11 protein-coding genes are annotated in these 12,556 nt (G+C 55.5%); 8 read left to right on the plus strand and 3 right to left on the minus strand.

What is annotated here, in order from left to right:
• The first annotated feature begins 5 nt into the window (after positions 1-5).
• Positions 6-836 (plus strand): phosphodiesterase, encoded by an 831-nt coding sequence (locus AAIE03_RS02895; RefSeq protein ID WP_013026692.1) that lies wholly within the window; start codon positions 6-8, stop codon positions 834-836.
• Positions 837-991: 155 nt separating this feature from the next.
• Positions 992-2,572, plus strand: a complete 1,581-nt coding sequence (locus tag AAIE03_RS02900; protein WP_014594286.1) for a sensor domain-containing diguanylate cyclase — start codon at positions 992-994, stop codon at positions 2,570-2,572.
• A gap of 52 nt (positions 2,573-2,624) precedes the next feature.
• On the opposite strand, the gene AAIE03_RS02905 is transcribed toward AAIE03_RS02900, so the two are convergent.
• The gene (locus AAIE03_RS02905) at positions 2,625-3,443 is read right to left on the minus strand and encodes a helix-turn-helix domain-containing protein (RefSeq protein WP_013026690.1); all 819 of its coding nucleotides are present in this window, start codon (positions 3,441-3,443) and stop codon (positions 2,625-2,627) included.
• A 248-nt stretch (positions 3,444-3,691) separates the two neighbouring features.
• Here AAIE03_RS02905 and AAIE03_RS02910 point away from each other — a divergent pair, with 248 nt between their 5' ends.
• The 3 genes from AAIE03_RS02910 to AAIE03_RS02920 all read left to right on the plus strand — a co-directional run bounded on the left by AAIE03_RS02910 (position 3,692) and on the right by AAIE03_RS02920 (position 8,371).
• Positions 3,692-5,092, plus strand: coding sequence for an MFS transporter (locus AAIE03_RS02910; protein WP_029568379.1), 1,401 nt, complete (start codon positions 3,692-3,694; stop codon positions 5,090-5,092).
• A 10-nt stretch (positions 5,093-5,102) separates the two neighbouring features.
• On the plus strand, positions 5,103-7,058 hold the full coding sequence (locus AAIE03_RS02915) for a glycoside hydrolase family 127 protein (protein ID WP_210510373.1): 1,956 nt from the start codon (positions 5,103-5,105) through the stop codon (positions 7,056-7,058).
• A 242-nt stretch (positions 7,059-7,300) separates the two neighbouring features.
• The gene (locus AAIE03_RS02920) at positions 7,301-8,371 is read left to right on the plus strand and encodes an AI-2E family transporter (protein ID WP_013026686.1); all 1,071 of its coding nucleotides are present in this window, start codon (positions 7,301-7,303) and stop codon (positions 8,369-8,371) included.
• 37 nt (positions 8,372-8,408) lie between these two features.
• On the opposite strand, the gene bcp is transcribed toward AAIE03_RS02920, so the two are convergent.
• Both bcp and AAIE03_RS02930 read right to left on the minus strand, forming a co-directional pair.
• Positions 8,409-8,876 carry a thioredoxin-dependent thiol peroxidase gene (gene bcp / locus AAIE03_RS02925; RefSeq protein ID WP_014605294.1) on the minus strand — a complete coding sequence of 156 codons (468 nt, stop codon included), beginning with the start codon at positions 8,874-8,876 and terminating at the stop codon, positions 8,409-8,411.
• Between the two features lie 142 nt (positions 8,877-9,018).
• Complete coding sequence (locus AAIE03_RS02930) at positions 9,019-9,600, minus strand: glycine cleavage system transcriptional repressor (protein ID WP_089517136.1); 582 nt, start codon at positions 9,598-9,600, stop codon at positions 9,019-9,021.
• Between the two features lie 143 nt (positions 9,601-9,743).
• Here AAIE03_RS02930 and dapA point away from each other — a divergent pair, with 143 nt between their 5' ends.
• From dapA to purC, 3 genes are all read left to right on the plus strand, one after another.
• Entirely contained in the window at positions 9,744-10,622 is an 879-nt protein-coding gene (gene dapA, locus AAIE03_RS02935) for a 4-hydroxy-tetrahydrodipicolinate synthase (protein WP_014594282.1), read from the plus strand.
• A gap of 14 nt (positions 10,623-10,636) precedes the next feature.
• Positions 10,637-11,668, plus strand: a complete 1,032-nt coding sequence (bamC, locus tag AAIE03_RS02940) for an outer membrane protein assembly factor BamC (RefSeq protein ID WP_210510371.1) — start codon at positions 10,637-10,639, stop codon at positions 11,666-11,668.
• Between the two features lie 146 nt (positions 11,669-11,814).
• Positions 11,815-12,528, plus strand: a complete 714-nt coding sequence (gene purC, locus AAIE03_RS02945; protein ID WP_042678122.1) for a phosphoribosylaminoimidazolesuccinocarboxamide synthase — start codon at positions 11,815-11,817, stop codon at positions 12,526-12,528.
• The last annotated feature ends 28 nt before the right edge of the window (positions 12,529-12,556 follow it).

Raw genomic sequence — 12,556 nt, forward strand, 5'->3', positions numbered from 1 at the left:
AACGTTTGTCCGTTAAACCTGTGCTGATTGCTCAAATCAGCGACTTGCATATTAAAGCGCACGGTCGTCTGTCGTATAAAAAAGTCGATACGTATAATGCCCTGTTACGGGCGATAGCAACCCTGAATGGCCTGACGCCCCGGCCCGATGCGGTGGTCATAACCGGCGACCTGGTGGATTTTGGTACGGCAGAAGAGTATCAGACGCTGCGGCAGGCGCTGGCCACCCTGGCGTTGCCGTTTTACCTGATGGCGGGAAATCATGACGATCGCCAGGCGCTACGGGCGGCGTTTCCCGATCATCCCTATCTGCAACAGGGCCCGACGCTCAACTGGCAACGGGAGGTTAAGGGGGTTCAGCTACTGGCGCTCGATTCCAGCGTGCCGCAGCAGCCGTGGGGCGAGCTTGATGAACAGCAGCTTGACTGGCTGGATGCCGCACTGACCGCGTCACCGGACAGCCCCGCGCTGGTGATGCTGCATCATCCGCCCTTTGTCTGCGGTATCGATCATATGGATCGCCAGCGTTTACGCGCCCCTGCTGCGCTGGCGGCGATCGTCAGTCGTCATCCGCAGGTCGAACGTGTGCTGTGTGGCCATGTACACCGCGCGATTCAGACCCGCTTTGCCGGTACGCTGGCCTGCATTGCCCCCGGCGTGTCTCATCAGGTTGCGCTGGATCTGCAACCGGATGGCCCGGCAAACTTCATGCTGGAACCGGCAGGATTTTTACTGCATCGCTGGCATCCGCAGCAGGGAATGACCACGCATCAGTGTGCGATTGGAGACTATGATGGCCCCTGGCCCTTTTATGATCAAAACGGGTTAATCGATTAAAAGCCATACGGGCTGACTTTTTGGTTAATGCCGCGCTTAAACCTGCTCAAATTGTCCTACAGCGTGTAAACTTACACGCTGTAGGACCGCAATCACGATAAAAACAACAGAGTCAGGCACAGCAAAATGAATCTTTGCACTGTGGCGTTCCCGCCATGCTCATAAATTTCCGTCCCCGGGCGGACTTACGCACGCTTATTGCGCTGCTGGTTATTGCCAGCATAGTCATCACGCTTGCCAATAATTTATATGCAACCTGGCGTGTGCAACGCATGGTGCTGATCGACAGCACCCTGGAAGCCAACCGCGCTTACGCTGCCAAACTGGCCTCCACCAGCGAAGTCTTTTTCCGGCTGGCGCAGTCCCAGTTGCACTTCAGTGCTAATTTACTGGGAAAAGATTTCAATAATGAGGCACTGCTCAAAGCGGAAGTGAACCGTCTACGTGAGCAGACCGACAGTTTTAACTCGGTCGCCGTGGTGGATGAAACGGGTACGGTGCGCGCAATATCTCCCGAATCGCTGACCTTAACCGGGATGCATCTGACCAGCGATGCGGCCCGCGAAGCGCTGCAGACCCGGCAACCGCTGATTAGCAGACCGACACTCTCTGCCGCCAATAACCTGCTGATTTTTGTCTCATGGCCCATCTGGAATAACCAGGGACGCTATCTGGGCTATATTGGCGGGACGATTTACCTGAAAAAGAAAAGTATTCTGAATGCGCTTCTGGGTGAACAGTTTTATCGCGACGGCACCAGCGTATTTGTTCTCGACGGCGATAATCAGGTGCTGTATCACCAGAACCGCCAGATGGTGGGCAAAACCATGTCGCCACTGATGAGCGATCGGGAACGTCAGGAAAAAGATAACGGCTCGCTGGTCTTAACTGAGCCCGACAAACCGACCCGGCTGGCCGGCTACGCCATCGTCCCCACGACGGGCTGGATGGTGGTGGCGTTGAAACCTGTCGACGTCACGCTGCAACCGCTGTCGGGGTTGCTCCTGAAAGTCCTGAAGCATTCAGTGCCCTTTGCCTTACTGACCTTGCTGGTGGCGGTCATTCTGGCACGGATGATTGCCATGCCGCTCTGGCAACTGGCCCGCAAGGCCAGCAAGATTGATGCCTCAAGCGCCACCTACGAAATTGGCGGCATTCGGGCATGGTACTTTGAGGCCGCCCAGGTTAAACGGGCGCTGTTAACCGGTATTGGGCTGGTACAGGACAAAATTGGTCGGCTGAGTTCGGAAGCGCAGACCGATTCGCTAACGCTGTTACTCAACCGCCGCGGGCTTAACGCGGTACTCGATTACTACCAGACGATGCGCCAGCCTTTTGCCGTGCTCGCCCTGGATATCGATCATTTCAAAAGCGTCAATGACAACTGGGGACACGACGTCGGCGATCGGGTGATTCGGCAGGTGGCGCAGACGCTACGACAGAGCGCCCGGCAGTCGGATGTGGTCTGCCGTAACGGTGGTGAAGAGTTTTTAATGCTGTTGCCTAACACGCCTCTGAAAGAGGCTGAGGCGACGGCCGAGCGCATTCGCATCAGCATCGCGGATAACGCTATCGAGGCGGTCGGCCATATCACGATTTCCATCGGCGTAGCGGAGTGGGATGCCCGGCGGCCGCCGCTGGAAAGCAGCCTGAAGCGGGCTGACGATGCCCTGTATCAGGCTAAGAACAGCGGTCGCAACTGCACCGTGGTTGCCAAACGCGTAAAAGCCTCTTGATCAAGACTGTGCGCTAACGGTTTCTGGCCCGCCCGGCAATCCGGGCGAGCCATCAGGAATTGATATGCTCGCGGCAGTAGCGTCGCTTCCAGCTGGCAGGTGTTAACCCTGTATGCTTACGGAATATCTGACGGAAATAGCCCACATCATTGAACCCACACTGACGCGCTACCTCGGTTAAGGGCAGCTTATCGCCGATCAGCAGCTTTTCTGCCATTAATACGCGCTGCCGGTGAAGGGCTTCCGTCAGCGTCAGGCGAAACACGCGCCGGTAAACACGTCCCAGATAATCGGCATTGCAATGCAGCGTTTTCGCCAGCGTGGAGGTTGAAAGCGCCAGGTGATACTGCGTGCGAATAAGCTGATTGGCTTTCCAGGCCAGGTCAACGCCGGGGCTGTCGACAACATCCTCGTGCAGCGCCGGAGCCGCGAGCTGCTGCAGTATAAGCAGTAAAATACACTCCAGCGCGACGCTGCGGTGAATGTTTTCCTGCTCGCTGAGGAACTGCCGGAACAGGGCGATGATATAGGCCGGATCGCCAACGCGCGTATGCTGGGGAAGGTGGAGCAGTGCCTGGTGTAAGCCATGCTGCTCAGGCTGTTTCTGCCAGTCAAAATGCAGCCAGTAAAATTTCAGATCGGCCGGAAAAATCCCTTCTCCCACATGCAAATGCCCTGGCCTCAGCAGCAGGCTTTCGCCCGCCTGCACGCTGAACAGCTCGCCATCCTCCCGAATCGTTAACTGCCCGCGTTCAACGAAAATGATCTCCCAGGAGGTCAGCCTGCGTGCAGGATGGGTTCCCACGCCGCGCGAAATAAACAGCCCGCCATTTTGCACCTGTATCGGAAACGTTATGGATAATTCGAACATCGTTATTCATTTTCCCGCTGCTACAGAGGTAATTGATGTCTTTCTCTCTGATTATTAACTAAAAAAAAGACATGTACCTGATCCAGTTCACACTTTGCTTCACAGGTCGGAATTACCCCGTTTTTATACTTTTTTGTGCTCTTGTTGGTGAACGGATTCCTGACAAAATAAATCGGGTTAAGCGCTAAAACACCAATAAGCCCGGCATAAAGCGGGCAATCCTCTCTGTCCTGCATGAGGCATTTTAAATGACTTCTACGACTATCGCTCAGGCCGATCTTAGCCCGTCGGCTACGCAGAGTGCGCTGTCCCTGCGAGAGAAAATAGGTTACGGCTTGGGTGACGCCGGCGGCACGGTGATCACCTGCCTGATCACCAACTTCCTGACGTTTTTCTACACCGATGTGTTTGGCTTAACGCCCGCGCTGGTCGGCACCCTGTTTATGGTGCTGCGCGTGTTTGACGCGGTCTCCGATCCGGTGATGGGCGTCATTGCCGACAGAACCCATAGCCGTTGGGGGCGCTTCCGCCCGTGGCAGCTCTGGGTGGCCGTTCCCCTTGGCCTCATTGGCGCGCTGACGTTCACCGTGCCCGCCGTCAGCATGGACATGAAAATTGTTTGGGCGTTTGCCACCTATCTGCTGCTCTCTGTGAGCTATACCGCCATCAACGTGCCCTATTGCGCGCTGATCAACACCATGACCACCCGCCACACAGAAGTGCTGGCCTGCCAGTCATGGCGCTTTGTATTGTGCGGGGTGGCCGGGTTTCTGGTTTCGGTAGGGCTGCCGTGGCTGGTCGCGGTGTTGGGTAAGGGGAATGCGGCCCTGGGCTATCAGTCTGGCGTCGGTATCCTGTGCGCTCTGGCGGTCGTGATGTTCCTGTGTTGCTTCTTTTGGGTCCGCGAGCGCGTACCGCTGGACAGCCTGGGCAAATTTACCCTGCGTGAGCATCTGGTCGGGCTACGCAAAAACGATCAGCTGTTGCTGATGCTGGTGATGTCTTTTTTGCTGATTAACGTGTTTAACATTCGCGGCGGCGGCTACATGTACTTCATTACCTATGTGTTACAGGGCAGCACGGCTTTCACGTCGCTGTTTTTTACCATGGTGACGTTAGCCTCCATTGTGGGATCGGTGATCGTGAACCCGCTTTCCAGGCGCATTGACACCGTCCGGCTGTATTACTGGACCAACCTTGTGCTGGCCGCACTCGCAGTCATGATGTGGTTCCTGCCGGTCGGGCCGTCATGGCAGATATTGTGGCTGGTGGTGATCCTCAGTAATGGCATCATCCTTGGGTTCACTTTGCCGCTGCATTTTGCCCTAATGGCCTTTGCTGATGACTACGGCGAATGGAAAAACGGTGTCCGCTCGTCGGGCATGAATTTCGCGTTTAACCTGTTCTTTATCAAGCTTGCCTGGGCCTCCAGCGCCGTCATTATCAGCCTACTGTTTGTCATCGTGGCTTATAAGCCGGGGATCGGCAATCAGACGGCTGCCTCCCTGCACGGTATTACCGCCACGGAAACCCTGTTACCGGCGCTGTTCCACCTGTTGCTGGCATTCACCATCCGCGCCTGCAAGCTCACTAACCCGATGATGGCGCAGATCGCCCACGACCTGCGTATTCGCCATGTTCCGTCTTGAGGAGAGTAAGATGTCTGTCAATGAAGTCGATCTGCATAAGCTGACTATCCACGATCCGTTTCTCGGTAAGTATCAACAACTGGTGCGGGAGGTGGTCATTCCTTATCAGTGGGAGGCGCTTAACGATCGGATCGAAGAAGCCGATCCCAGCCATGCCATCGAAAACTTTCGCATCGCGGCTGGCCAGCAGGACGGGGAATTCTATGGCATGGTGTTTCAGGACAGCGATGTAGCGAAATGGCTGGAGGCGGTGGCCTGGTCGCTTTGCCAGAAGCATGACGCGGAACTGGAGAAAACGGCCGATGAGGTGATTGAGCTGATCGCGGCGGCGCAGTGCGAGGATGGCTATCTCAACACTTACTTCACCGTGAAAGCGCCGCAAGATCGTTGGACCAACCTTGCCGAGTGCCACGAGCTTTACTGCGCCGGGCACATGATTGAGGCGGGCGTGGCATTTTACCAGGCGACCGGCAAACGCCGTTTACTGGAGGTGGTGTGCAGGCTCGCCGACCATATCGACAGCGTCTTCGGCCCTGAGGAGCATCAGCTGCATGGTTATCCTGGCCATCCCGAGATCGAGCTGGCGCTGATGCGGTTGTATGAAGTGACTCAGCAACCACGCTATCTGGCGCTGGTGAATACGTTTGTCACGCAGCGCGGCACCCAGCCTCACTTCTATGATATTGAGTACGAGAAACGCGGTCAGACTTCCTACTGGCATACCTATGGCCCGGCATGGATGGTGAAGGACAAGGCTTACAGCCAGGCGCATCAGCCTCTTGCCGAACAGCAGCACGCAGTGGGCCACGCGGTGCGGTTTGTTTATCTGATGACCGGCGTAGCGCACCTCGCGCGTCTGAGTCAGGACGAAGGAAAGCGTCAGGACTGCCTGCGGCTGTGGCACAACATGGCTCAGCGGCAGCTTTATATTACGGGCGGAATCGGCTCCCAAAGCAGCGGTGAGGCGTTCAGCAGCGATTATGATTTACCCAATGACACGGTATATGCCGAAAGCTGCGCGTCCATTGGCCTGATGATGTTTGCCAGACGTATGCTGGAAATGGAAGCCGACAGCCAGTACGCCGATGTGATGGAGCGCGCGCTGTATAATACGGTACTGGGCGGTATGGCGCTGGACGGGAAACATTTCTTCTACGTCAATCCGCTGGAGGTGCAGCCGAAAACCCTGCATTTCAACCATCTTTACGATCATGTGAAACCGGTGCGCCAGCGCTGGTTTGGCTGTGCCTGTTGCCCACCGAACATCGCGCGTTTACTGACCTCGCTCGGTCACTATATCTATACGCCGCACGAGAATGCGCTCTTTATCAATCTCTACGTCGGCAACCGGGTTGATGTGCCCGTCGGCGATCGCACGTTGGGTATCCGTATCAGCGGTAACTTTCCCTGGGAGGAAACGGTCACGATTTCTGTCGATGCCACCCAGCCCGTAAAACATACGCTGGCGTTACGATTGCCTGACTGGTGCGAGGCGCCGCAGGTGAGCTGTAACGGTGAGGTGGTGACGGATCGCGCCCGCAAAGGCTACCTGTACATTGAACGGATTTGGCAGGAGGGCGACACGCTCACGCTAACGCTTCCGATGCCGGTGCGCCGGGTGTACGGTAATCCGCTCGTGCGTCATGTGGCGGGTAAGGTGGCTGTCCAGCGCGGGCCGATAGTCTACTGCCTGGAGCAGGCCGATAACGGCGAGCAGTTACACAATGTATGGCTGCCCGCGTCTGCGGCGTTCAACACCTTTGAAGGGAAGGGCGTCTTTGCGCACAAGGTAGTAATCCAGGCTGAAGGGGTGAAAAAGACCGCCCACGAGCCAGCGCAACAGCCGCTGTGGAACTACGACCGCGCACCGGCTGCACCGCAGAGCCAGACGTTAACGTTTATCCCCTGGTTCTGCTGGGCGAACCGGGGAGAAGGGGAGATGCGTATTTGGGTAAACGAAGCCTGACCCCAGAACATTGACCGACAGCGGGCCGGAAAGGCGTTCGGCCCGCTGTGAATAGAATCGGTGGCGATTCGCCTGCCAGTGGACAGCCTCAGCCAGGTTCAAACTCCCGTTAACAGGGCCGTGCAGGCCCGCCATCGCCCGGTCAACGAAAGCTGTCAGGCCACAGACTGCTTTTCACATCTTTCCCGCACCAGAATATCCGGTACAATCATGGCCCTTTTTGACGTTATGGACCCAACGGCATGCTGGCTTTATTGATTCAATGGTACAAACGCCGTTTTAGCGATCCGCAGGCGATTGGCCTGCTGGTAATTCTGCTGGCGGGATTCTGCATTCTTTTCTTTCTGAGTGGGTTGCTGGCGCCCTTGCTGGTGGCGCTGGTTCTCGCTTACCTGCTTGAATGGCCGACGGTACGGCTGCAACGCATTGGCTGTACGCGGAGCTGGGCGACCAGCATCGTGTTGGTGCTGTTTGCCGGGATTCTGCTGGTTCTGGTCTTGATTGTCGCCCCCGTCGCCTGGCAGCAGGGCATCAACCTGACGCGGGATCTGCCCAACATGCTGAACAAGCTCTATCTGTATGCGGCGGGTTTACCCCGACGTTTCCCCGCCCTGGTCGATGCGGGCATCATTGACGTCATCGTTGAAAACCTGCGCGGTCGTCTTAGCGGGGTAGGCGATTCGCTGGTGAAATATTCCCTGGCCTCGCTGGTAGGCTTGATGACCCTGATGATTTATCTCGTGCTGGTGCCGCTCATGGTGTTCTTCCTGCTGAAGGACAAAGAGCAGATGCTGAACGCCGTTCGGCGCGTGCTGCCGCGCAATCGCGGGCTGGCAGGGGAAGTGTGGCAGGAGATGAATCAGCAAATTACTAACTACATTCGCGGCAAGGTGCTGGAAATGGTGGTGGTCGGGATCGCCAGCTGGCTGGCTTTCATGTTCCTCGGCCTTAACTACTCGCTTTTGCTGGCCGTATTAGTGGGGGTTTCGGTTCTGATCCCCTATATCGGCGCGATGCTGGTCACCATTCCGGTTATTGGCGTAGGGTTGTTTCAGTGGGGGCTTGATAGCGAGTTCTGGACGCTGTTAACCGTCTATCTGGTGATTCAGGCACTGGACGGCAATGTGCTGGTGCCGATTTTGTTCTCAGAAGCGGTCAATCTGCATCCGCTGGTGATCATCTTGTCAGTGGTGATCTTTGGCGGAATGTGGGGATTCTGGGGCGTGTTTTTTGCGATTCCGCTCGCCACCCTGGTCAAGGCGGTGGTGCACGCGTGGCCTGAAGCCCCGCTGGATGAAACGCTGAGTCGCTAAACGTTCAGGGCGCGGACGATGCCGCGCCCTGAAGACATCAGGCTGACTTGAGGTAGTCCATCACGATGTCGTGGTGGTTTGACGTTTTGAAATCGTCGAACACCTTTTCGATTTTGCCATTCGCATCCACCAGGAAACTGATGCGATGAATGCCGTCGTAGGTTTTCCCCATAAAGGTTTTTTCACCCCAGACGCCAAACTGCTCGCAAACCTGATGCTCCTGGTCCGACAGCAGCGTGAAGTTAAGCAGCTCTTTTTCTGCAAAACGTGACAGCTTTTCGGGTTTATCCGTGCTGATCCCCAGCACCTCGACGCCAGCTTTTTTCAGCTCATCCATGTTGTCACGCAGACCGCATGCCTGCACGGTACAACCCGGCGTCATGGCTTTTGGATAGAAATAGACCAGAACACGCTGCCCCTGGAAGTCGGCTAAATTTACTTGTTCGCCATCCTGATCGGGCAAGCTAAATTTCGGTGCGGTATCACCGGCTTTCAGTGGATTCATCACATCTCTCCATTTTGAGTTCATGCTGTGGTTAATACACCAAGAGGCGAGAAACTGCCAAATGGAAAATTATCTGTTTCAGACGTATTCCTCACCTGACTGCACTTTTAACGTAGCAGAACAGTCACGGGGGCGCTCGTCTTTACCTGCCAGGTGCGGCCAGTTCACGATTATCGGCATCGCTCAGGCTGTAGAGACGCAACGAACCCTGCGCGTTAAGCTCCTGGCATAATTCATTAAAGGCCTGCTCAAAGGCCGGACCATCGCTCCGCGTCGGGCTGTGCGCCGTCATCTGAATATAGAGCGTAGCGGGCCTGTCGTGCTGGGCTGGCTGAATGCGTGACACCAGTTCAGCGATGTTCATCAGGTGCTTGTCCGTTAAATCCGTAAAGCGCTCAATAATATGCGGTGAGTCAGCGACTTCGACCTGAATAAACGCCGTATCCGGCATCGGAGGGCGGGCGGTCGCATGGGTGCGTTTCATCACGATGAGCAGCTCCAGCTCTGCGCCTTTAAGCGGCAGCGTTGACTCAATCAGCGTAATGGCGTTCCAGCTACCGGACAGCAGCATAATGAACGTGAATTCATCCCCAAGCATGGCAAGGCGACTGTCTTCGATGTTGCAACCGCAACTGCTGACGTGACGGGTAATCGTATTGACGATACCCGGGCGGTCAACACCCAGTGCGGTGATCACCAAGTGGTGGGGTTGAGATTGCTGCAAAATAGGATTCCCTGTGCATTTGCTAATAACCATAAGGTAAACATAAAAAAAACTGCTGACAAGCGCGGGAATAGCGGAGCTTGCTTGCTTTTCCCTAAGTGTAAAACGTACCATGAAGCACTTGTTTGTCGAGGGGATCGCCAATGTTTACGGGAAGTATTGTTGCACTCGTTACGCCGATGGATGACAAAGGTAATGTCTGCCGTGCGAGTTTGAGAAAACTGATTGATTACCATGTCGCCAGCGGTACGGCGGCGATCGTTTCCGTCGGCACCACCGGCGAGTCTGCCACGCTGAGCCATGACGAACATGGTGATGTCGTGCTGCAAACCCTGGAACTGGCGGATGGGCGTATTCCCGTGATTGCCGGAACCGGTGCGAATGCCACCGCTGAAGGCATCTCTCTAACCAAACGCTTTGAAAATTCTGGCGTTATTGGCTGCCTCACCGTCACACCTTACTATAACCGCCCCACGCAGGAAGGTCTGTTTCAGCACTTTAAAGCGATTGCCGACAGTACCAGCCTGCCACAAATGCTGTATAACGTACCTTCGCGCACCGGCTGTGATATGTTGCCGGAAACCGTTGCCCGCCTCGCCGAAATCAAAAATATTATCGGAATCAAAGAGGCAACGGGGAACTTATCCCGTGTCAGCCAGATCCAAGAGCTGGTTAATGATGAGTTCATCCTGGTGAGCGGCGACGATGCCAGCGCACTGGACTTTATGCAACTGGGCGGCAAAGGCGTCATTTCGGTGACGGCTAACATAGCAGCACGCGAAATGGCCGAGCTGTGCAGGCTCGCACAGCAGGGTAATTTCGTTGAAGCTCGCCGTCTCAATCAGCGTCTGATGCACCTGCACCAGACGCTTTTCTGTGAACCTAATCCAATCCCGGTTAAATGGGCGGCAAAACAGCTAGGATTAATCGCTAATGACACGCTGCGTCTGCCAATGACACCACTGACTGCGGTTGCACAGCCGAAAGTGGAGCAGGCGCTGGTGAAAGCGGGTTTGCGATAATTTAGGGAGTTTGAATGAATTACTCAGTAAAGCGGTCAACGATTGCAACAGTGGTGGGGCTTTCCACCCTGATGCTATTGTCGGCCTGTTCGAACGATCAGCGTTACAAACGCCAGGTCAGCGGTGATGAGTCCTACCTGCAGGCCAGTGGTCTGCGGGAGCTGAAGGCACCGTCGGGCATGATTCTGCCTGTCCAGAACGGGGAATACGATATTCCGCCTTCAACCAGCAAAGCGCCGGTTGGCAAGCAGCTGGATATTCGTCCACCGGCCCAGCCTCTGGCTCTGATGAACGGCTCACGCGCCCAGTTCAGTAATAACACTGGTGTGCTGATGTTTGATAACAGCCGGGGATCGATTTGGTCGCAGGTTGTCGGTGTCGTCCAGTCTAATAACTTCCCGATCGCTTCCCGTAATGACGCCGGACAACAGCTGACCACCGACTGGGTACAGTGGAACCGTGCAGACGAAGATAAGCAGTACCGTGGTCGTTACCAAATCAGCGTTCAGTCGCAGAGTTATCAGCAGGTCCTGACCGTCCGTCTGCTGGAGCTGCAGCAGGAAGGCAACAGCGTGACCTCGCCAGTGCAGATTCAGCGTTATACCGCGCAGATGCTGAACGACATCGCCGCAGGAATGGACAAAATCGCCACCGCGAATGAAAACGCTGCCGCCGGCCGCGTCAGCGGTGCGATTGATGTGCAAAGCGGTGCCGACGACACCGGCCTGCCTATGCTGGTGTTACGCACGCCGTTCAATATTGCCTGGCAGCGTCTGCCTGCGGCCATGAGCCGTGTAGGAATGGACGTTACCGACAGCACGCGCTCAACCGGCAGCATGAAAGTGACCTACAAAGCGCCGGGCAGCAGCACCTGGGACAGCGTGGGCGCCAAAGATCCTGAGTTGCCAAACGGCGATTACAAGGTTCAGGTTGGCGACCTCGACAACCGTACCAGCCTGCAATTTATTGATCCTAAAGGCCATGTACTGACGCAGGCGCAAAACGACGCGCTCGTGGCAGTGTTCCAGGCCGCAATGAACAAATAAAAAATTACCCCAGGCCGGAGATTCTCCGGCCTTTTTATTTCGTTTTTTGGCATAATAGCGCGAGACGAGGTAATCGATTGCGTCACGGCAATCAACGCAAAATGCCTGCCTCAGAACCGGATCTTTCATGTTTGGAGTTAAATAAGATGCAAAAGCGAGCTGAGTTGTATCGCGGTAAAGCGAAAACCGTATACAGCACCGATAACCCGGATCTGCTGATACTTGAATTCCGCAACGATACATCAGCAGGCGACGGCGCCCGCATTGAGCAGTTTGATCGCAAGGGCATGGTGAATAACAAGTTCAATCATTTCATCATGATGAAGCTGCAGGAAGCGGGCATCCCGACACAGATGGAAGCCCTGCTGTCAGATAACGAAGCGCTGGTGAAAAAGCTGGACATGGTCCCGGTCGAGTGCGTAATCCGTAACCGTGCGGCCGGTTCGCTGGTGAAGCGTCTTGGCGTCGAAGAAGGGATTGTGCTGAACCCGCCGCTGTTCGACCTGTTCCTGAAGGACGATGCTAAACACGATCCGATGGTTAACGAATCTTACTGCGAAACCTTTGGTTGGGTCAGCAAAGAGAATCTGGCCCGTATGCGTGAGCTGACCTATAAAGCCAACGACGTACTGAGCAACCTGTTTGATAAGGCAGGTTTGATTCTGGTGGACTTCAAGCTGGAGTTTGGCCTGTTCAACGGCGAAGTGGTACTGGGGGACGAATTCTCACCCGATGGTGCGCGCCTGTGGGACAAAGAAACCCTGGATAAAATGGACAAAGACCGTTTCCGTCAGAGCCTGGGTGGCCTGATTGAAGCCTATGAAGCGGTAGCCCGTCGCCTGGGCGTCAAACTTGACTGAGTAACGCTCAGCAGGTCACGAAAAGGAG

This window comes from Pantoea sp. Ae19-2 (assembly GCF_059801205.1).